This window comes from Nemorincola caseinilytica (assembly GCF_039540515.1).
GTDB classification, from domain to species: Bacteria; Bacteroidota; Bacteroidia; order Chitinophagales; family Chitinophagaceae; genus Nemorincola; species Nemorincola caseinilytica.
In genome coordinates this window covers 157,362-178,713 of the sequence record NZ_BAABFA010000004.1, presented here as the reverse complement: position 1 = coordinate 178,713, position 21,352 = coordinate 157,362, and the positions used below count along the sequence as shown (strand labels likewise).

Here is a 21,352-nt window from a genome sequence, read left to right as displayed (position 1 = left end):
GAATTTTTATTTTAAGAAGATCAGTTTTTAATGAACCTGGCGGCGGCAACTTTCGTGCCATCGCTGTAACAATCAACTATATAAGCGCCGGCCGCAAGATCTGTTATGCTTATAACAGCCCTGTTGTTCACTGCCTTTACGCTCTGTACCTTCTGTCCCAGCAGGTTGAACACTTCCATCGTTATTTCACCTCTTACTGAAGCGCTTACCTCTACATTCACAACATCTATAGCAGGATTAGGATACAGCTTCATACCTGCTACTGCATCGTTCATATCTACTATGCCTGTAGGCCTGTTGAAGTAGGTCTTCTGTATACAGCCACCTGCGTTCGTGATCACCCAGTAGTACTTGCCTGAAAAGTCGGGGAACGCATTAGAGTAGTTCTGGTTGGTCTCGCCTACAAGTACGGTAGAGTCGAATGTGTTGGCGTCGTCATAACCCCACTGGTAGCTCGATACCTGGTTGCTCTTGCAGATGAACTGGTTCTGATAGTAGATAACCTCTGGTATGATGGCAGAACCTGCATTCACCTTCACATTGTAGTTCGACAGTGAGGTACATGTAGTGCTGCTGTTGTGTGTGGTAAGGGTAACTACTGCATTGCCGGGGTTAGTGAAGCTCACTACTGCGAACTGGCCGTTATTGCCTGTAGAGTGCAGTATAGCATTGCTAACGCTCCAGCTATATGTGAAACCTGCAGGAGCAGGGGTAGCAGCGCCGAAGTTCTGGTACATAGAGTTGTTGCACAGCTCTACTTCAGGATGAGTGCCTATCACAGCTACTGATGGTGCAGGGTTCACTGTCACGAACACTTTCTGTGGGTTGTCGCAACCGTCTACGGTCAGTATGTAGTCGTAAGTAACTACTACGGGATTAGAAGAGCTGCTGGTAAGCACGTCCTCTATTTTGCCTTCGCCATCTGCTACATCGGGAGTGATGCCTGTTACCTTGGCACGAGACCATGCGAATGAAGCATTGGTAGAGTAGCTAACGGGCTCGAACTCGAAAGGAGCAGCGCTACATACTACAGCAGTATTGCTTGTAAGTACTGCCGAAGGACGCACCTGCACTATCACGTTCTGTGTATTGTTACAGCCGTTGGCCGTGATGGTGTATACATATGTAGCAGCTACGCTGATGTATGTAGTGTTGTTCAGGCGTTCGTTAGGGTTGCCGGCACCTGTAGAACCGAGGTTCGATATACCGGCCTCATAAGCGCGGGTCCAGGCGAAGGTAGCGCCGGGAGTGATGCTTGTGGGCGAGAATGAGAACAGTGCGCTATCGCAAACGGCAAGGTCGTCAGAGTTGTTGCTGATCTTTGGCAGGGGGTTCACCACTACTTTCACAGTATCCTGGTGGGGGCAGCCGTTAGCAGTGCTGGTGTATATGTAAGGAACGGTTATTGGCAGGTCGGTAGTGTTCACCAGTACCTCGTGTACACTGCCCGAGCCCATCATAGCGCCATTGCTGATACCGGCCTTCACATCGCGCGCCCATATATAGGTAGCGCCTGCTGTACCGCTTGCAGGTACATAGTCGAAGTACATGTTGGTGCATATGCCATTAGGCGTGAGCGAGCTGCTGAGCCTTGGCCTTGGCTTCACTGTCACCGATACGTTCTGTGTATTGGTACAGCCGAAGGCGGTCATTGTATATGCGTAATCCACGCTTACGAAACCAGTAGTAGTGTTCACCAGTGTTTCGCTGAAACCATTAGTACCTGTGGCAGCAGCATTGCTGATGCCTGCCACTGCTGCACGGCTCCAGGTCATTGCAGCCGTAGGTACAGATGATACAGGGCTGTACGATGTTACCACACTGTCGCACACAGAGCCAAGAGAAGTAGCGCTGGTGAGGTTGAGCGGAGGATTAACTGTTACTACCACGTTCTCGTTGTAAGAGCAGGCATCTTCGCTCAGGGTCACTACATACGTCACCGTCTTTGGAGTGGTGGTAGTGTTGTGCAGTGGCTCGCTTATAGCGCCTGTACCTGTATTGGCAGCATTGCTGATACCTGTTACCGCAGCGCGGCTCCATGCTATGTTGGCACCTGCATATGATGGTACGGGAGTGTAGTTGAACGCAGCATCGTTACACAGCGCTGTAGGCGTGTGTGTAGATGTAAGCACGATAGTGGGGTTCACATCTACGGTCACTGTCTGTATGTTCTCGCAACCGGCAGCAGTGAGCGTGTATACATACGCTACGGCTACAGGGTCGGTAGAAGAGTTCATCAGCAGTTCGTTAGGGTTATCTGCACCGCTGGATGCAGGATTGTCCACACCGGTCACAGCATCGCGGCTCCAGGCAAAAGTAGTACCGGGCGCCAGGCTGTTGGGTATGTAGCTGAACACGGTATTGTTACATACCGAGGCAGGAGTAAGTGTGCTGTTGAGCTCTGGTATGGGGTTGCTTATCAACTGGAATACCTCTTCATCACCTATACAGCCGTTGGCCACAGGTGTAACAGTGATGTTAGATATCACAGGAGAAGAAGTACCGTTCACAGGCAGGAAGCTGAGTATATGACCTTCGCCCGATGCGGCCAGACCTATAGCAGGGTTATCGTTCACCCAGTGATAGTCGCTGGCACTGGGGGCAGTACCTACGAAAGTGATGTCGGGTATCATGGTACCGTCGCATGCAGCTATGGTACCGGGGTTGTTCACTATAGGCTTAGGCTTGATGGTTATCTCTATCGGGTAGCTGGGGCTGTTACAGTTGCCATTGTTGATGGTGAGTGTACCGTGGTATGTGCCTGCAGCTGCTGTAGCAGGTACAGGGAAGGTGATAGCCGATGTCGGCAGGGGCACGCTTGCCTGGTTCTCGAAACCTTCTGCGAAAGCTGTAGCATCCCATATGATGGTGTATGTACCTGGCTTCACATAGTAGAGTGTGGCCATACCGTCGCCTGCATTGGCACCCTGTGTATGCGTTACGCTGGTAGTGGTAAATGCATCGGCATAGGATGATCCGCCGCCGCCGCCATTCCATATACCGCCGCCGCCGCCGAAGTAGCCACCGCCACCGCCACCGGATATACCCTGCGTGCTACCGTTACCGCCTACGCCTGTAACGCCGAAGCCGCCCGATGTCCAGCCTATGTACGATGCAGGTGCGCCACCCAGTGCCTGGGTACCACCCTTAGATGCAGAACCCATAACATTGGGAACGCTGCTGCCGCCTATAAGGCCGCCGCCATTGCCACCGGGGAACATAGTGCTCAGTTCTGCACCATTACCGCCGCCGCCGCCGGCCACTGCCTTCCTGTTGGTAAGGGCATTGCCGCCTACGCGTATATCAGTAGCACCACCACCGGCGCCGCCAGAGCCATAGTAATAGAAGAAGGCATCGCCGCCGCCATTATAGCCGCCCTCTGCCACACCTGCACCTACACCGTCAGAACCGGCCCCGCCTACATATATACCCAGGTTGGCACCGGGTGTAACTGTAAGTGTACCTTGTATACGGCCACCTTTGCCGCCACTGCCTGTTCCCAGGTGGCTGTCGCGGCCGCCCGAAGCACCTTTGAGGTCGAACTGAACGCTGGTCACGAAATCGGGCACGGTCCATCCCTGGTCTGCGCCTGTATATACGAATTCAGCAGTATCGGGGCCCACATTCGTGAGGTCTGCTATGGGAATAACAGCCGATGTGATACCCGAACATACCGGCAGTATGGTACCTACCGATATAGATGGGCCTGCATTTATGGTAATGATAACTGATATGGTAGCTGTACCGCCATTGCCATCGTCTATGAATACCGCGAAGGCATCGTTGGTAGCGCCTGGTGTGGTAGGCGTATAGGTCATACCTGTAGGTATAGAGGCGCTGCCTCCCGCGGCCACCTGTGTACCATCGCCAGATATTGTACCATTTGTAGGACCGCTGATGAGGGTCCAGGTTATTGTTTCACCTACATTCGGGTCAGTGACCTTCAGCCAGTCGCTGATGTCGGTAACAAGGCCGCTGCACACCGTATGGTTCTGGTTATTACCGTTCAGGGGAGCAGGTGCTACCAGCTGTGCCTGAGAAAGCAGCGGGGAAAAAACCATCAACATGCCCGACAATAGGAACGCTTTTTTGAAGCCGCTCCGCCTGTTGCCATTCTTTTTCGCAATAAGTCGGGAGGATACATGTTCTATTCTCATATCAATATAGTTTAGGAAACAATGCCGAAAAATACTCAAAAAATCAAACTATTCCCTGTTATCCACTCATTTTTTTTTAAATATACGTTCCATTACACCTCATTTTAATACACTTTTTTGATGTAAATGAGGAACATTAAATTGGAACACAATGGAATATATTTCTGTGCTTAAAAAATATCATTTGAGTGTTCTTGTATTTAAAAATATGAACTTTCAGTTAAAGTATCCCAAAGGGCGAAGTATTCCTTCGGGATAAGAGACCTCTTCCAGGTACAATCCATGTCCTGTCACATCAAAAAAAGCTTTTGTACAATCGCGCGCTTCTATTATCTGTCTTAGCCGGGCCATGTCCATACTGCCCCTTGCCACCCTGAGTTGGGTGGCTACAAGACCCCTTACCATTCCTCTCAGGAACCTGTTGGCCGACACAACATAGTGCAATTCTTTGCCATGCCTTTCCCAGCGGGATGTATTGATGGTGCAATCGAAGGTATGCACCTGCGAGTTCCGCTTTGCGAACGACTGGAACTGGCTATACCCCTTTAGCACTGCCGCTGCCTCGTGCAGCAGATCCTCCTGCATACGAAAAGGATAGTAAAGTGCCCTGTTCACAAGAAATGGGTCTTTTATTGCATATATTTTATACCTATAGCTGCGTTCTATGGCATGGAAACGGGCATTGAAATCGTAGGGCGCGTGGTATACGTTCTTCACAGCCATCCCCGATGGCAATATGGCATTGCACTTGTACACCAGGTCGGGGCGGGGTTCGGTATCGGCGTCGAAGTGGAAAAAGTTCGACAGCGCATGCACCCCCTCGTCGGTACGGCTGGCGCCAATGGTGACCATAGGCGTGCGGTAGAGGGTGGAAAGCACTTTATTCACCAAAAGTTGAACGGTCTGCAATTCGCCCTGTACCTGCGACCCGTGGAAGCAGGTACCATCATACATCACCTCCAGTACATATCGTGCCATTGCAAACTCTTTGATGCCGGCAAATGTAAGCCAATAATGCCGCAGCTACCAATGCCCTGCCCTATCCCACTCACAACAAAAAAGCCTCCTTTACAGGAGGCCCCTTGGGGTTTTTATGAAGCAAACGTATCGTTAGTTGTTTATATTGATGTTCAGCGAGCCCTTGCCACCTTTTATGGTCACTTCCTTCCCTTCCATGTAGCGGCTGTATTTCTCATATACTTTCCCGGACTGCTTCTGACCATTTATATACAGCTCGTTGTTCTCCTTCTCTATCTTGAATTTTTCGTTCCTGTCTATGAGGCCATCCTTCTGCATCTTGTTCAGCATGGTCTCTATGTCGTTCGTATCAGAGTGCAGGCGGCCATTCCTTGCCATAGCACGGGCATGAGCAGCCTCGGCCCTTGCCTCTGCGGCCATCTGCCTGCTATCGGCCATCTCGCGCCTGGCCTCGGCCTGTGCGCGGCGGGCATCCGCCATCGCCTTTTTTACTTCTACGCGTATATCCTCGCCCAGGTCCTCCATGTTCAGTTCGTTCTTCAGCTCTGCCATGGCGCTTTTCAGCTCTGCCTGTATCTGGTCCCAGTCTATGTTCTCCAGTTCTACATGTACGTTCTCCAGTTCCTTGCCCAGGTCGTCCAGGTTCAGCACTATGCTGTTGGCACCTCTGCCGCCCGATGCCATCACTATCTTCTTACATTTCTTCTTGCCCTCGCAGCAGTCGCCTACATCGTTCACGGTCACTACCCTGGCATGGCCATGTTTGTTATCATCGTCATCTACCAGCACCTTTACGTTCACATTGCCTACATGCACATCCTCATCCTCTGTAATGTCTGATGAGGTTTTGGTCTTTGTCACCACTTTTTTCTTACCGCTGCCGTCTACGGTCACTGTCTTCGATGTGGTGGTCTTCTTCTGCGGTGCGGCCTTCTTCTCGGTCTCTACCTTCTGGGCAAATGTGGTGGTGAAAGTGGTCATAGATGCAATGAACAGTGCGGCGGCCACAGCTACTACCACCAGCGAGTACCTGCGATGGGCGATATTCTCTTTTTTCATTTCCATTATTCTTTTTATACGGTCAAACAATTGGTTTCTGCTCCCTGTCGCAGCCAGGGAAAGGCTGTTATTATTCATACGGTCTTCTTCCAGCAGTGCCAGGGCGCGGGCATAATGCAGCGGATCGGCAGCGCAGGACACTACAAGGTCGTCGCAGCAATGCTCGCGCTCGCGGCGAATGACGGACGACATGAGCCATACGAACGGATTGAAGAAAAGTATGGTCTCTACTACCGTCTGAACAAGATTGAAAAGATAATCGTGCCGCTTGATGTGAGCCAGCTCATGCATGATGATGGATTCTACCTGCTCTGTGGTAAGGTGATTGATGGTGGCCACAGGCAGCAGTATCACGGGCTTCAGCGCGCCCAGCATCATGGGCACATTCACCCGCTCAGACAGCATTATCCGCACCGGGCGCGATATGCCGAAATTGTGCCGCCACATGTTCACGAACCCGGTCCACTCTGTAGCAGGTGTAGATGCTGCTGTGCTGGTAAGCGAGCGTAACTGCCGCATATTGATGCTAAAGCGCAGCAGCATGAACAGCAGGCCTACGCTATACACCATCATGATGATGGGCACATACTGCCCTACCAGCGGCAGGTACTCCCTGAAGATATCGAACCGGGCCGGGGTGCTGGCATTGGCGGTGAGCGGCTGTGCAAGGCCGGTGACAGCGCCATTGGCCGCTGTACGGGTGATGTATACTGTAACGCCCTGCAGCTTGCTGTACTGGCTCTCCCATGTATCGGCGAACCATATGAAGAGCGCTGCCAGTGCACCAAATGAAAGGCTGTAGCGGGTGCGGGCGCCCATGCCGGGCAGCGCCCTGAGCACTACAAAAAGCATGCCGTAGATAAGCAGCCCCTGCCACAGCGAATAGAGCAGTGCATAAGAGAAAGAGTGCGCAAGAGATGTAATGGATATGGCGCTCATAGAAAATAGTTTTGGGGAATTAAGTGATGGTATCATGCTAACACTAAAACACTACTTGCTCTTCTTTTCTATCTCCTCCAGGTATTTCTTTATCTGGTCCAGTTCCTTCTTATTGGTCTTGTGGTTGCCCAGCGCCTGCATCACCAGTTGCGATGCCGATCCGTTGAACATGCTATCTATCAGTTTCTTTACCAGTTGGCCCTGTGTCTTCTCCTGCGATATATTAGCGGTATATACATGGCTCTTGCTGCCCGTGTCGCGGGCCAGCAGCTTTTTATCGTGCATTATCTGCATCAACTTCAGCGTGGTGGTATAGCCTGCCTCTTTGCTCTGCTCCAGCACCTCGTGCACATCGCGCACAGTGCTGGGGCCTCGCTCCCAAAGAATGTTCAGTATCTCCAGCTCGCTCTCGGTAGGTTTCGGTGTCTCGCTCATTCCTGTGTCTTTACTGTTCTACGAATTGTTTCGTAAGCAAACCTACGAAGAAATTCGTAAACAAAAAGCACAAAAGCGATCTTATATTTTCTTTAACAGAAGTAAGGGTGGGAATATCACTGCCCGGCGAACCTGTTAATGAGCGCAGCCAGCAGGGCCGCATCTACCTGCTCTATAGGGTGTGGCGTACCCGGTAGTATACCCAGCTGCGCTGTAGGTAGCGCCTTGTATACGGCAAGTGTCTCATCTTGTGTCACCATCTTGTCCCTATCGCCCAGCAGCACCAGCACAGGTGTGGTTATGGCCGCATGGTCTTCCTGTTTTAGCGTATTGTTGACACCAAGGGCCACCATCATATCGGCGGTCTTCTTTAGTACTTCCTTCCAGTCGTTAGGCGCATGGCGCTGCTGCAATGTGGCAGCGAACGCAGGCAGCTTGGCCTCTATCTTCGCAGGGTCCAGCATCAGTATCTCTTTGGCTGCCGTGGCCTCATCCCAATGATATTTTGTGGCCAGTGTTATCACCTTGTTCATCCTGTGTGCATGGTGGCGCGCCAGGTACATACCCACATAGCCGCCCATGCTGTAACCAAAGATGGATACTTTGGAAAGTCCTTTCTCATCCATATACGCCAGCACACTCTGCGCAAAAAGCTGCATAGAAAAAGGCGCGTCTGCAAATGCCCTGCCACCATGGCCCGGAAGGTCGGGCACATGTACATCGTATGTTGCAGACAGGGCATCGGCCAGTGGCATCAGTTGCGAAGAAGAACCTATAGCGCCATGCAATAGCAAGAGTGTTTCCATAGGGGTAAATATAAGGAGCAATTTCTTATATGCACAAAAAAACGCCCCGTCTTCCGGGGCGTTAACGACCATTGATAATTGCTGAACGAATTACTGTTTAACAACTCTCAGGTTTGTGGTCGCAATGCCTGCGCCCGATACCTGCACATTGTACAAACCTACAGGAAGTGTACTCATATCGAGGTACAACACACGGGTACCGGGTGCATATTTGTAAGTGGCTTCTATACGGCCGGTCATGCCCAGTACAGATGCTTGTACTATGCCTGTCGGCTGCTCGTTCAGCATTATGCGCGTATCGCTGAGCACAGGGTTGGGATATACCAGTAGTTTATTGCCACCTGCAGCATAGGGCACTATGGTAGATGGCGGCAATGCCCACCTTCTCAGCGCTATATCCTTTACAGGTGTGCCATACCCTACCCTGCCTACCATGGCAGGCGCGCCTGCCGTACCACGGTGGTATGCGGTGAGCATGCTGCTCATATCGTACATTACAGAGTAGTTGTTCACCATGCTGCTGTCGCCATAGTAGTTGGCCACCATATAGCCATAGTTGCTGGCCGATGCCTGGTCGTAAGATATGTTCATGTAGGCATTGTTGTAGGCGCTGGTATGCAGCAGCAGGCTCAGTATGGCATTCAGGTTCATGATAGTATTGATGTAGCCGCTGGAACCATCTCCATAGCCTGCAGTACTGTTGGTGTTATTGAACATCACCATAGAACCCGTACTGGCATCGAACCCGAACATCTGCGTAACGGTATCGCCGCTATAGCCGGTATAGGCTATCGAGGTCACATTGGCCGTGGTACCGAAGTAGGTATCGCCGGTCACATACTGCAGCGGGCTGTTGGTGGCCACTATGGCGCCGCTATTGGCATCCAGTTGCACATTCACGCTGCCATTGCTGCTGGTAAGTCTTATGCGGTCGTGCGTGGTAGCCGTGGCAATGAACCTGAAACCAACGCGCACATAATTGCCCGACCCATCATCCGTGCCCAGGTTCAGCGATACAGGTGTGCTGTTCACTGCGGTCACTGCGCCGCTCAGGGTATCTATCTTGTATAGCTGGTAGTTATGCGCTGTGCTATTGTAGCCCAGGCCGTACAGCCAGCCATTGGCAGAATAGTCTATGGCTACCATGGCCTGCCCGGCGGCCATACCTGTGAGGCGTACCATCTTGCGTATGTTCTGCGGCCTGTCCGAGTCGAACCATACCAGGTTGCGCATATTCAGCGTCAGCCCCGTTATCATATTTCCTGTGATGGCCGTTGTTGTATCGCGGTCCGATGCAAAGGCGATATCGCGCACATGCAGTGTACCGCTGCCCATAGCGCCCAGATCTATCAGTGTACCTGTACCACTGCTCATGGTATACTTGTACAGGTGCGCACCACCGCTCAGCAGGGCCGTACCGCTCAGGTATATGGTATTCACTCCGGTAAGGGTATCGTACCAGGTATCCATGCCCATGCTGCTACCCGAGGCGAACACCACACCCGATGTAAGCCCTATGGAATGCGTGAAGTTGGATGCATTATTGAAGCCATTGCCAAAGTTGCCGGGCTCCATTTTTACCAGCACATTGTTCAGTACATCGAAGCCCACCTGCTGTGTGGCATCGGCACCAAAGAAGTTATTGGTATAAGCCGTAGCGCCCATCACCATAGTACCTACATGCGCATCGCCCGATGCGAACGAAAGCCCGCTGATGCCTGTGCTCATAAGTGTACCGTTATCGGCATTCAGTATGTAGTTATTGCCATTGCGGCCTATGATGCGTATCTGGTTGCCGGTACTAGAGATAAAGTCCATAGAGGCATTATTGGTCACACCAAGGTCTATGGCCGTCATGCCGCTACCTATAGTTACTGCAGAATACGCGCCGGTAGAGGCGTTATAGGTAATGCGGTACAACTGCGAGATGGTAGTGAGCGAATCGTAACCCAGCGCATACAACTGGCCATTGGACGAACGGGTATCGAGGGCCACCAGTGCCTGCCCCGTTGCCACACCCGATACAGTGTACGGGCCCGACATAGAGCCCGGGGAATTGACATCGCTGATAGCGAAAATGGCATTGGCCGATGTGATACCATAGAGAGTCGTCTGCGCCTGCGCAGAATAGGTAAAAAATGATGCGATAAATGCTAATAGTAATGTACTCCGTTTCATAGCTTCAGGTTTTTAGTGATCGATGAATGAAAGCTCTGCACTTGTATATAGGTGTATATTCGTCACACAAAGTTCCGACGGCCAAAGGCCGATACCATTACAAGATCCGCCTCAGAATTTATAACATCACCACATATATTACCGCAGCATACCTATATACCTGAAAGCTATGAGCGAAGAAAGGGCCGCCGCACCATTATCTACCCGGTAGCGCGCCATGTTCGAGACGAAGAGGCCGCTGGTTCGGAGCCGGTCATCCCGACTTAAAATGAGAGCGGGTGCGCAGACTTTGCGCACCCGCTCTCATTTTATCCTCCACTCTCATTGTTGTGTAACCTAATCTAAGCAACTGTCGTTGAAGCAGTGCATACTCATATGCTAATAATTTGCACTAATTTTTAGTGACTTCTAAAAGCTTCCGTTTCGATTCTGCCTTTCTCAAATACAGTTCTTTTTCTTCATGCAGCTTATAGTATTCACGATACTTATTAATAAACTCAAAGGCTGACTCAAGGTTATTGCACTTCCATATCTTGTTCCAGTAATATAAATAGATCCAAACATAACGCCCATTAGATTGATTTGCAGCAATCATCCCATAAATTTCAAGGGAAGCATTTTTGTCATAGATCAAGGGCAATTTAATCTTCTGTATTAACTCCGTAGCATGTCCGTCTAATAAGTACTTTGCTTCTTTTTCTGATCCTACATAAAGATTATTAGTTGCCAAAATGTAGCTCAACAAATTCCGTATTCTTTTTTCTAAAGAGAGTAATTCAGGATCTTTCATACGAACGTTTTTTTTGTATAAAAAATGAATATTACATAAAAATAAGTAAAAATATATTAAAAAATAATCTAAAAACTCGATACAGGAATGTGTTCCAAAAATTTGTGTAGGATGAACAATCCTTCTTACCCCACAACAAAAGCCGGGTGCAGACCAACAACTGCACCCGGCCTTTCACACCTTTCTCACTCACACATACTGTTTCCTGTCTACCAAACTGCGCACATACCGTGTTTCCTTGTAGCTTATGGCCCCATACCATATGGCCAGGAATGGGGCTATGAAAAATAGAGCAATAAGGCCCGCCGCCACTGTGGATGACCCTTGTATGAACAGATATATAAAGAACAGCACCAGCAACACTACCGCTATTTCGCACCCTAACCTGCTACCATGCCTCAGATGATCGTTCAGGAACAACCGGTTGAACAAGCAACTGAGCGCCTGTACCATACCATACTTACTGTAAAGTATGCCAGCAAAAAATAAGAGGCATCGTAAAGACCCATTCCAAAGGGCACGAGCAGAGCCATTGATTGCAGGTACAGGTCTACCCGTTTCAAGAATAATGTAGTACGCATGGTTATTGGTGTTAGGCGTTCATTTTACTGTAGTCATAAAGGTCGTTCTCGCGTTTGTCTATCAGGGCGCGCTTGCGCAGGCGGAAGAATATGAACATGTTCAGGAAATGCATGCAGCCCAGTATCAGTATTATGAGGCCTATCTTCACGCTTAGTATCTCTATTACCAGCCGTGCGCTGTCTACTTCATTCACTACCCGCAGGGTATATACGGCATATCCTATATTGATGAGGTAAAAACCCACCCATAGCAGGTTGTTCACGGCATCGGCCAGTGTGGCATTGCCATGAAAGATGTCTATCAGGAATACCTTGCCGTTCTTGAACAAGGTATGAGCTACCCATACCGTAAGTGTAACTGTGATGAGGATGTACATGATGTACAGAACGATAATGTGATTCATAAAATATGTTTTAGAAGAGTGATAATGAATGTGATGTGCGACAGGGCCTACAGGGGCTTGCTTTGCCTTGCAGGCGGGGCATGTATATGTTCTGTTCGTTTCATAAATACTGTATTGATAGAATTTTCAGAAATTTTTGAAATTTATTCTTCTTAAAAAAACCGGCTGCCCGGTCTTGAACTATACTTTAGATAACACACCCTACTTGAACATTTTCAGCAACGTACCTGTGAACCAGTGTTCATCCATCCTCACCAATCCATCTACACCCTTGCTGGCCTGGTTGGCAAATTTCTGAATGTCGCCTATAGTGTCCACAAATACTTTTACGTCCTTGCTGTTCTTGTCACCCTCTACTTCCTTCAGCTCGTTCAGGGCGCTCAGTATGGGTTCTACCTCGCGGCGTTTGCGTTCCTTCACTATCCGCATGGCCACCTTCCATATATCTTTCTCTGCGCTGAAGTACTCTTTGCGCTCGCCGGGTATCAGCACCTTTTCTACTATGCCCCAGTCCAGCAGCTCGCGCACATTCATGTTCACATTACCACGGCTTATCTTCAGTTGGGTCATTATATCATCTGCACTCAGCGGATCGGCAGATACCAGCAGCAGGGCATGTATCTGTGCCATAGTGCGGTTTATACCCCACTGCGTGCCCAGTGCGCCCCAGTTCTGAATGAATTGCTGTTTTGCCTCCTGCAGTTTCATGACGTAAAGGTAGAACACATTTTTTGAACTTTCAAAATTTTCTGAAAAATAATTTTCATGAATAGTTCAAATGAAGGAGAACGCCTGCGATCCCAACGGGAAAACTATTGTCCTCGCCTTTGCCCGCCACCGTTACCACCTCCACCACCGCCATTGTCGCTGTCGTCGTTCTGCTTCAGGTTGTTGGCACGGTCCTGCTCGGTAGGCTTTTCGGCCTTTCGGCTCTCGGCACGCTTGGCACCCCTACCCTTATCGCCACCCGGGCCCATACCCTTATTGCCCATATCCTGCTTGCCAAAGCGGTAGGTAAATGTAAGGTTGCCTATACGGGTCTCCTTCACGCGGTCTATGGTCTGTGTGTAGAGGGGGGTATTGTAGTTGTTTATGAACTGGCGGGTCTTGAACACGTCCGAGCAGTTCACTATCAGTGTGGCCTTGTTCTTCCACAGGTTCTTGCGCAGGGCCACATCCAGCCAGTAGCTTTCGCGCTGCCTGCCCTGGGTTATCACCTTCGGCGATTCGTAGTTGCCGTTGAACTGCAGGGAGAAATTGGCAGGCAGCTTTATGCTGGTGTTCACCTTAGAGAACCACCCATAACCACTGGTGTTCGATATATAGGCCGAATAGCCGTCTGGCAATTCGCCTATATTCAACTGGTTATTGAACAGGTTTGCACTAAGTGTTGCATCCCAGATCTTTGTGAATTGCAATTTTGCTGTTCCCTCCAGACCATATGTCACACCCGAAGCTATGTTCATCGGGCGCGACAATAATTGGCCCACCTCGTTCTGCAACCCCAGATCCACATCCAGCGCATCGCCGGTTATAGGTTTAAGAATACGTTCCGAAAGGTTGCTGGTATTTGCAAAATACGCACTGAATATCAGCGTATTACCCTTGTCATCTGAATAACTGTAGTTGGCCTCTATATTGTCTATGAACTCAGGCAGTATGTCAGGGTTACCCATAGATACGGTACCGGGGTTGGACAGGTCTTTAAAGGGCATCATCTGGAAGAAACCCGGCCTGTTGGTACGGCGGCTGTAGTTCAGGTACACGCTATGCTCCTGTGTGAGCTGATAAGACACGAATGCCGATGGAAACAAGTTCAGGAAACTGTTCTTGAATGTCTGCTTCGTGGGTACCTCACCCGTACCATTGTATTGGGCATCTTCTATACGCAGGCCCAGTTGGTAGGCCAGCTTGCCTTTCTGGTCGCTCCAGTTCACATAGGCAGCATGTATCTGCTGCTTGTAGTTATACTTGGTAAGCTGCGTATAGTCTATACGTTTGATGTCTGCTGAATCTGTGTTCCATATCAGCGGATCATTGCTGCTGTAGAACTCATAGAACTGCGATTTCATGCCCGCACCCAGCTTGCCGGTCTCTGTTATGGGGTTCACATAGTCGGCCCATGCATTGAAGCTGTTATTACCTCCCCTACCGGGGGCTTCCGACCTGATACCCAATATTTTACCATTGGTATCTAATTTGGTATCGTATATCTGGCTGCGCTGTATGGTGGAAGATGCGTAGGTGGCATCTATGTTCATCTCCTCGCCCTTCTTCTTGAATTTATGCTTGTAGTCCAATGCGCCGGAGAACGATAGGGGGCCACCCAGACCCTCAGAGTATCGGTTGCGGTACATCTTCATACTACCACCCTCCCTGCCGGGTTCGTCATAAACGTAATAGTCCGAATTGTCGCGAAAACCCCACTGCATGGTATTCACATTGCCGGTAAGGGTAAAAGAGTTGTTCTTGTCCAGGTCGTAAGTAGTGCCCAATGTGTTGAAGAACCCGCCGAACAACCTGGGCACATGCTCATAAGTATAGTACGAGTCTCCGTGCAGGCCGGTATCCTGCCTGTCGGTGGTCACATTATTGAAAGTATTGTTCTGCCTGAAGCTGCTGTTCAGGAAAGTGTTCCACTTACCCTTGCGTACGTTCAGCCCCAGGTTGGCGTTATACTTGTCGCGGGTGCCTGCACCTACGGTCACATTGCCATTTATACCCAGGCGGCCATCTTTTTTGGTGATGATGTTGATGATACCCGTAGTACCCTGCGCATCATATTTGGCCGATGGATTGGTGATGACCTCCACGCTCTCTATACTGCTGGCCGGCAGGCTCTGCAGTGCCGATGTGATGTCGGTACCCATCATGGTGGCAGGCTTGCCGTCTATCAGTACCGTCACATTGCCCTTGCCGCGCAGGCTCACATTGCCATCCATGTCTACCGATATGGCAGGTACGTTCTGCAGCACATCGGTAGCGCTGCCACCGGCCGTGGTGGTGTTCTTCTCTACGTTGAACACTTTTTTGTCCACCTTCAGCTCCATCACTTTCTTCTCAGCGGTCACGTTCACGGCATTCAGCTCGGTGGCCACCGCGGTCAGTTTTATGGCGCCCATCTTCACATCGGGTTTGGCGGCGGTCACAGGCACGGCCACATATTTACTGGTAAAACCTATCGACTCTATGCGAATGGTATAGCTACCCTCGCCTACCGGCGAAATGCGGAACGAGCCATCGTCCTTCGACAGGTCGCCATTGGCCACCGATGAGTCTGCCCGAAGCAGGGTCACATTGGCATAGGCTACAGGGGCCCCACTGCCATCGGTCAGTTTACCCGAAACGCTGCCGCTCACCTGGGCAAGAACAGGCAAGGATAAAAGGACAGCAAAAAGAAAAAGAGAATGCCTAACGGCGGTCGTGCGCATTGTGTAGAGGAAAATAAGATGCAAAAGTCCATGAAATATGGGACAGTTGGGCAGGGTAAAAATGTTAATGTGGTGCCAAATCCCTGTATGTTACCACACCTGCACCTCTCGCTCCAGCTCTATACCGAACTTACCCGCCACAGAGGCCACTATCTCGCCCGATAGCTCCCATACCTCCCTGCCTTTGGCACCACCATAGTTCACCAGTACCAGCGCCTGGCGGGTGTGTACACCGGCATCGCCCCTGCGGTGGCCCTTCCAGCCGCACTGCTCTATAAGCCATGCAGCCGGTATCTTCACCATGCTATCGCTTACCACAAAATGCGGCATAGAGGGGTATGCGGGTAACAGAGCCTCATACTGTGCACGCGGCACGGTAGGGTTCTTGAAAAAGCTGCCCGCATTGCCCGTCACCCTGGGGTCTGGTAGTTTGCTGCTGCGTATGTTCATCACCGCCTGCGCTATCGCCTGTACCGTTGGTGTCTGCACGTCCATTGCAGCCAGTTCCTGTTCTATAGCGCCATAGCTGGTATTGAATACCGGCTGCTTACTAAGCCGCAGCACCACCGATGTGATGAATGCCCGTCCTCTCAGCTCATGCTTGAACACACTATCCCTATACCCGAAACGGCAGTCGGCATTGCCGTATGTTACAAAGGTCTTGTCCTGCAAATGATAGAAGGTCACCTCTTCCAGCACCTCGCGCACCTCTGCTCCATAGGCGCCTATGTTCTGTATGGGGGCCGCACCTACGGTACCCGGTATCAGGGCCAGGTTCTCTATACCACCCCATCCCATACCGGTGGCATACAGCACCAGATCGTGCCATACCTCTCCGGCCTGTACCTGCAGCCATACATTGTGCGCATCCTCCCGCAGCACGCTGTGCCCCTTCAGGGCATTGTGCGCTACTACCCCCTGTACGGGGGCCGTAAGCAATATATTACTGCCGCCACCCAGCACCTGCAGCTTATATGGCAGGTCTGCGACATCCTGCAGGTCGTCCAGGTCACTGATGGTGGCAAAATACTCGGCCACCTCATCTATACCGAATGTATTGAATGGCTTTAGGTGTATGTTCTGTTGCAGCAGCATATAAGGGTAAAGACCTCTACGGGTACGCAAATGTAGCATATATGTACCAGTGCTCTTTGCGGCGGCCTGCGGCACAGTAAGGATGTCATTCTCACCACTCCCAAGAAAAACACACCACTACCATGAAATGACCTATGCCGCACTAACAATGGGTATGCTGGTACAGCCAATACTCCTTTGCATACTATACTTCATCTACATCACCATTAAAAACAACAGTCACACACATGAAGAAAAAGATCGTACTCTTACCATTTATCTGCGCCCTCATCTATGTACTGCTCGGTGGCAATGCAGGCGGCCCCGGCGCTGTCAGCAACCTGGAGCTTACCGGCATCACAGGTACTGCCAGTTGCGGCGGCGCCAGTTGCCATACCATGTCGGGCTCGGTGCTCACCACCATAGAGCTTATAGGACCGCTCGGCAGCACTACCAGCTATACCCCGGGTGGCACTTACAATATCCGCATTTCGGGTTTCAATGCCTCTACCACTGCTGTGCTGCCCCGTTTCGGTTTCCAGGTATCGGCGGTAACTACGGCCACCTCATTGGGTGCCGGGTCTATGACACCGCCCATAGCCATATTCACCCAACTGTCCTACCCTGCCGGTGGCATAGAGGTGGTAGAGCATGCCTCTTCGCTGCCTGCCACCAGCGGCACCGGCGCACCCGGCACATCCTATGTACTGAACATACCATGGACGGCCCCCGGCGCCGGTACAGGCTCAGTGACCCTGCGCGGCATACTGAATGCCGTGAATGGCGACGCCACTAATGCAGGCGATGCCTGGGGCGCAGGCTCACTTGTGGTCACCGAGACCACCGGCGGCCCGGCAGGTATATCGGGCGCCAGTGTAGTATGTGTAGGGGCCAGCACCACGCTTACCCACACCACTGCAGGTGGCACATGGAGCAGCAGCGCCCCCGGTGTGGCCAGCATATCATCGGGCGGCGTGGTCACCGGCCTTACACCGGGCACTACCACCATCAGCTACACCCTCTCTTCCGGTACGGCCACCCACATTATGACGGTGAACCCCAATCCCGGCCCCATATCCGGCACGCCTGCGGTATGCCCCGGCGGCACCACGCCACTATCCAATAGCACTGCCGGCGGCACATGGAGCAGCAGCAATACCGCAGTGGCCACAGTATCGGCCACGGGTGTGGTATCGGGTGTTTCGGCAGGCACTACCACCATATCCTACATCATAGGCGCTACGGGCTGTTATAGCACGGCCACCGTTACCGTAAATACGGTTCCGGCCATCACAGGTACTACCAGTATGTGTACAGGTGGCTCTACCACGCTCTCGCACTCCATACCCGGCGGCACATGGAGCAGCAGCACACCTGTAGTAGCTACTGTCAGCAGCACAGGGGTGGTAAATGGTATATCGGCCGGTACGTCCACTATATCCTATACTTTCGGTACCAGTGGCTGTGCCGCTACCACAGTGGTAACGGTGAATGGCGTGCCTGATGCCAGCATCACCGGTAGCAGCACGGCATGTGTGTCGCATACAACCACCCTTACAGGCAGCCCCACCGGCGGTACATGGACCAGCCTCAATACCGCCCGCGCCACTGTAGGTGCATCTACCGGTATAGTAACGGGCGTGACCCTGGGTACGGTCACTATCAAATACAAGGTAGTAACGGCCTGCGGCACAGACAGCGCCACACACAATATGAATGTACTACCTGCGGCCAGCTGCCCTACAGGTATAGTGGCCACACCTGTGCAGGAAGACGGGCTGCGTATACTGCCCAATCCCAACAGTGGCGACTTCGCTATACGGATCAATTCGCTGAACAATGAAATGGCAGACCTTGTGATATCCGATATGGCAGGCAGAGTGGTAGAACGCACTACGGCACCTACCAATACCGATACGCGTGTAAGACTGGATGTACCGCCGGGCATCTACTTCATAGCAGCCACATGGGGCCCTCAACGATATATTACCAAAATAGAAGTAAAGTAGCTGATACCATATAGACCCCTATAAGGAACGGCCGCCCGATAGAGGCGGCCGTTCTAATTATATACGTTGGCATGGTTTTTATATCAGTTCTTTCAGTTTCTCTATCACCATATCTACCTGCGCGGTAGTATTGTGCCTGCTGAACGAAAAACGTATGGGCACCATAGTGGCAGACATGCCATTGTGTATGGCCTTTATCACATGGCTCACCGAATTGGCACCGCTGGTACATGCGCTACCACCGCTTACGCATATGCCGCTCATATCCAGGTTGAAGAGCAGCAGCTCCGAACGCTCCGTCATGGGGAACGACACGTTCAGCACCGTATACAGGCTGCTGCCAAAGGTATCGCCATTGAATATTATGCCGGGAAAATGCTCCCTCAGCTTTTCGGCCATATACAGTTTCAGGCCCTTTACATGGGCGCTGTCCTGCTCGTAACGCTCTGTGGCCAGCTCCAGCGCCCTGGCAAAGCCTACTATACCGTATATGTTCTCGGTACCGGCGCGCATATTGCGCTCCTGCGAGCCACCGTTTATGTATGGTCTTATCTGTATGTTCCTGTTCACATACAGTATGCCTATGCCTTTCGGCCCGTGGAACTTATGCCCTGCACCGTTTATGAAATGTACTTTCAGCCCTTTCAGGTCAAAAGGGTAATGTCCTACCGTCTGTACCGTATCGCTATGGAATATGGCATCGTACTTTTCGCACAGGTCGCCTACTGCCTTTATCTTCAGCAGGTTGCCTATCTCATTATTGGCATGCATCAGGGTCACTACGGTACGCTCGGGGCTGGTGGCCAGCAGCTCTTCCAGGTGCGCTATATCTATATGGCCCTTATCGGTAAGCCTCACAAAGCTCAGCCTTGCCTGGCCCGTATGCGCAAGGTACTCCACCGTATGCAGCGTGGCATGGTGTTCCAGTGGCGATGTGATGATGTGCCTGCAGCCCAGATCGCGTATGGCGGCATTGAGGGCCGTATTGGTGCTCTCCGTACCGCCCGATGTGAAGAATATCTCTCCCGGCTCGGCATTCAGTATGCGGGCCACTGTCTTGCGGGCATTCTCAATGGCCATCTTGGTCTCGCGCCCATAAGAGTACACAGATGAGGGGTTGCCGAATTTCTCCGAAAGGAACGGCATCATCACATCCAGCACCTGGGGATCTAGCGCGGTCGTAGCGGCATTGTCAAAGTAGATACGGTCCATCAACATTGGTATTTGCGGTGCAAAATTAACCTAAATATTACTATCTCAACCATTTGCCTCCTACCTATGAAGGTTACATGACAAACATTAGAATAAAAATAACAGGTTCTCCTTATAAAACCGAGTGACCGGCCATATCATACGGCCGGTCACAGGTAAACGTCTCACAAGGGGTTATCAGTTCTTGCTTTTCTTCTGTTTCAGGCCATATTTACGGTCGTTGCCATACAGTATGAAGTTGAAGCTGAGGCGAAAATGGTTGACGAATGAACTGATACCCTCCGGCCCGAACAGAGACAGATCGGGCAGGTTATCGTTGCTAAAGGCGATATGGGGCATTTTACCCAGCTCTACACAGGTAGATGATGGGCCGCGGTCGGCACGCCATATCACCCTATAGCCCAGCGGTGCCGAATTGGCATTGTTTATAGGGTATGTCACGCCGCCTACTGTTATGTCCTGCATTTTGCTGGGTCCGCTCAGTACCTGGAAGCTCCAGCTGGTGGCCTTGAAATTGCGGTAACGATAGCCTCCGCTGCTCACGGCCGCCTTCTTTATCTTGCGGAACGATACCCCACCGAAGAAACCGGCGGTACTGATGTAGGAATGGAAGATCTTGTCCTGAGCAGGCTGCAGTTTTTGGGTACCCGATGTGAAATAATGTGCCGAATCGCGCTCCATATAGTAGTTGTGGCCATAAGAGAAGAACCCGCCACCTACGGTGATGAGTTTCCTCAGGTCGCAAGTGGCATGGAAGTAGCGTTCGCTCGTCATATTCGATGACGTCACTATCCTCATCTTCCCCTGATCCATCTTGTCCCTTATGGCCCATTCGGCGCCGGCCTCCATATACCTGCCGCTTTTTTCGGTCTGTGTCGTTTGCAGGTCGCCGGTAGCTGCAACACCTGCGTTAGAGAAACCCCGCACCAGTACCTTGCGGTATTCCACGCCATAGAACAGCTTATTCATCAGGCAGCCCTGCACTATGCCGCCAGCACCTATCTGGTTGCCCGATGCGAATGCCAGTGTAAGGCCCACTTTCACCGGTGCCAGCTTTTTTGTCTGGTCGTCAGTTTTGTAATCTACCATTTGTGCTGTTGCAGCATAGCAAAAAAATGTGGCCAGTATGGCAGCAATGTGTTTGTGTGTTCTCATAATGGTATCATTTATTGCAAAATTCATCCCGGAACATATACCACGAATAATACTTTAGTGGTATTCCTGTTATACCTCGCCTACACTAACCTAAAGTTACAACGATCGGAAAAGGCTTCGTATATTTAACTGGTAATACCATAC

15 protein-coding genes are annotated in these 21,352 nt (G+C 51.1%); 1 reads left to right on the top strand and 14 read right to left on the bottom strand.

The window, feature by feature from the left end; genetic code table 11:
- Window positions 1-20 precede the first annotated feature (20 nt).
- From ABD843_RS01485 to murB, 12 genes are all read right to left on the bottom strand, one after another.
- Entirely contained in the window at window positions 21-4,157 is a 4,137-nt protein-coding gene (locus ABD843_RS01485) for a glycine-rich protein (protein ID WP_345077429.1), read from the bottom strand.
- Between the two features lie 216 nt (window positions 4,158-4,373).
- Entirely contained in the window at window positions 4,374-5,135 is a 762-nt protein-coding gene (locus ABD843_RS01480) for a tRNA pseudouridine synthase A (RefSeq protein ID WP_345077426.1), read from the bottom strand.
- 132 nt (window positions 5,136-5,267) lie between these two features.
- Window positions 5,268-7,133 (bottom strand): M56 family metallopeptidase, encoded by a 1,866-nt coding sequence (locus tag ABD843_RS01475; RefSeq protein WP_345077424.1) that lies wholly within the window; start codon window positions 7,131-7,133, stop codon window positions 5,268-5,270.
- Between the two features lie 51 nt (window positions 7,134-7,184).
- Window positions 7,185-7,568, bottom strand: coding sequence for a BlaI/MecI/CopY family transcriptional regulator (locus tag ABD843_RS01470; protein ID WP_345077421.1), 384 nt, complete (start codon window positions 7,566-7,568; stop codon window positions 7,185-7,187).
- A gap of 116 nt (window positions 7,569-7,684) precedes the next feature.
- Window positions 7,685-8,374: an alpha/beta fold hydrolase gene (locus tag ABD843_RS01465; protein WP_345077418.1), complete on the bottom strand. Its 690-nt coding sequence runs from the start codon at window positions 8,372-8,374 to the stop codon at window positions 7,685-7,687.
- Between the two features lie 90 nt (window positions 8,375-8,464).
- Window positions 8,465-10,552: a DUF4394 domain-containing protein gene (locus ABD843_RS01460; RefSeq protein ID WP_345077415.1), complete on the bottom strand. Its 2,088-nt coding sequence runs from the start codon at window positions 10,550-10,552 to the stop codon at window positions 8,465-8,467.
- 391 nt (window positions 10,553-10,943) lie between these two features.
- Window positions 10,944-11,342, bottom strand: a complete 399-nt coding sequence (locus ABD843_RS01455) for a hypothetical protein (protein ID WP_345077412.1) — start codon at window positions 11,340-11,342, stop codon at window positions 10,944-10,946.
- A gap of 189 nt (window positions 11,343-11,531) precedes the next feature.
- Window positions 11,532-11,795, bottom strand: a complete 264-nt coding sequence (locus ABD843_RS01450) for a hypothetical protein (RefSeq protein WP_345077409.1) — start codon at window positions 11,793-11,795, stop codon at window positions 11,532-11,534.
- A 139-nt stretch (window positions 11,796-11,934) separates the two neighbouring features.
- A complete protein-coding gene (locus ABD843_RS01445) occupies window positions 11,935-12,327 on the bottom strand; it encodes a hypothetical protein (protein ID WP_345077406.1) in 393 nt (130 codons plus the stop codon).
- Window positions 12,328-12,528: 201 nt separating this feature from the next.
- Complete coding sequence (locus ABD843_RS01440; RefSeq protein WP_345077403.1) at window positions 12,529-13,035, bottom strand: GbsR/MarR family transcriptional regulator; 507 nt, start codon at window positions 13,033-13,035, stop codon at window positions 12,529-12,531.
- Between the two features lie 104 nt (window positions 13,036-13,139).
- Window positions 13,140-15,704, bottom strand: a complete 2,565-nt coding sequence (locus tag ABD843_RS01435) for a TonB-dependent receptor domain-containing protein (protein WP_345077401.1) — start codon at window positions 15,702-15,704, stop codon at window positions 13,140-13,142.
- 144 nt (window positions 15,705-15,848) lie between these two features.
- Entirely contained in the window at window positions 15,849-16,883 is a 1,035-nt protein-coding gene (gene murB / locus ABD843_RS01430; RefSeq protein ID WP_345077398.1) for a UDP-N-acetylmuramate dehydrogenase, read from the bottom strand.
- A gap of 197 nt (window positions 16,884-17,080) precedes the next feature.
- Between murB and ABD843_RS01425 the strand changes: the two genes are divergently transcribed.
- A complete protein-coding gene (locus ABD843_RS01425; protein ID WP_345077395.1) occupies window positions 17,081-18,841 on the top strand; it encodes an Ig-like domain-containing protein in 1,761 nt (586 codons plus the stop codon).
- A gap of 78 nt (window positions 18,842-18,919) precedes the next feature.
- On the opposite strand, the gene ABD843_RS01420 is transcribed toward ABD843_RS01425, so the two are convergent.
- Window positions 18,920-20,053 (bottom strand): cysteine desulfurase family protein, encoded by a 1,134-nt coding sequence (locus tag ABD843_RS01420; protein WP_345077392.1) that lies wholly within the window; start codon window positions 20,051-20,053, stop codon window positions 18,920-18,922.
- A gap of 177 nt (window positions 20,054-20,230) precedes the next feature.
- Window positions 20,231-21,208 carry a hypothetical protein gene (locus ABD843_RS01415; RefSeq protein ID WP_345077390.1) on the bottom strand — a complete coding sequence of 326 codons (978 nt, stop codon included), beginning with the start codon at window positions 21,206-21,208 and terminating at the stop codon, window positions 20,231-20,233.
- Between the last annotated feature and the right edge of the window lie 144 nt (window positions 21,209-21,352).

Excerpts from the sequence above, each read along its gene's own strand:
- ABD843_RS01460 (WP_345077415.1), bottom strand. The coding sequence starts at position 10,552 with ATGAAACGGAGTACATTACTATTAGCATTTATCGCATCATTTTTTACC.
- ABD843_RS01425 (WP_345077395.1), top strand. The coding sequence starts at position 17,081 with ATGAAGAAAAAGATCGTACTCTTACCATTTATCTGCGCCCTCATCTAT.
- ABD843_RS01445 (WP_345077406.1), bottom strand. The coding sequence starts at position 12,327 with ATGAATCACATTATCGTTCTGTACATCATGTACATCCTCATCACAGTT.
- ABD843_RS01465 (WP_345077418.1), bottom strand. The coding sequence starts at position 8,374 with ATGGAAACACTCTTGCTATTGCATGGCGCTATAGGTTCTTCTTCGCAA.
- ABD843_RS01450 (WP_345077409.1), bottom strand. The coding sequence starts at position 11,795 with ATGGTACAGGCGCTCAGTTGCTTGTTCAACCGGTTGTTCCTGAACGAT.
- ABD843_RS01475 (WP_345077424.1), bottom strand. The coding sequence starts at position 7,133 with ATGAGCGCCATATCCATTACATCTCTTGCGCACTCTTTCTCTTATGCA.
- ABD843_RS01415 (WP_345077390.1), bottom strand. The coding sequence starts at position 21,208 with ATGAGAACACACAAACACATTGCTGCCATACTGGCCACATTTTTTTGC.
- ABD843_RS01440 (WP_345077403.1), bottom strand. The coding sequence starts at position 13,035 with ATGAAACTGCAGGAGGCAAAACAGCAATTCATTCAGAACTGGGGCGCA.
- ABD843_RS01480 (WP_345077426.1), bottom strand. The coding sequence starts at position 5,135 with ATGGCACGATATGTACTGGAGGTGATGTATGATGGTACCTGCTTCCAC.
- ABD843_RS01420 (WP_345077392.1), bottom strand. The coding sequence starts at position 20,053 with ATGGACCGTATCTACTTTGACAATGCCGCTACGACCGCGCTAGATCCC.
- ABD843_RS01455 (WP_345077412.1), bottom strand. The coding sequence starts at position 11,342 with ATGAAAGATCCTGAATTACTCTCTTTAGAAAAAAGAATACGGAATTTG.
- ABD843_RS01470 (WP_345077421.1), bottom strand. The coding sequence starts at position 7,568 with ATGAGCGAGACACCGAAACCTACCGAGAGCGAGCTGGAGATACTGAAC.
- ABD843_RS01485 (WP_345077429.1), bottom strand. The coding sequence starts at position 4,157 with ATGAGAATAGAACATGTATCCTCCCGACTTATTGCGAAAAAGAATGGC.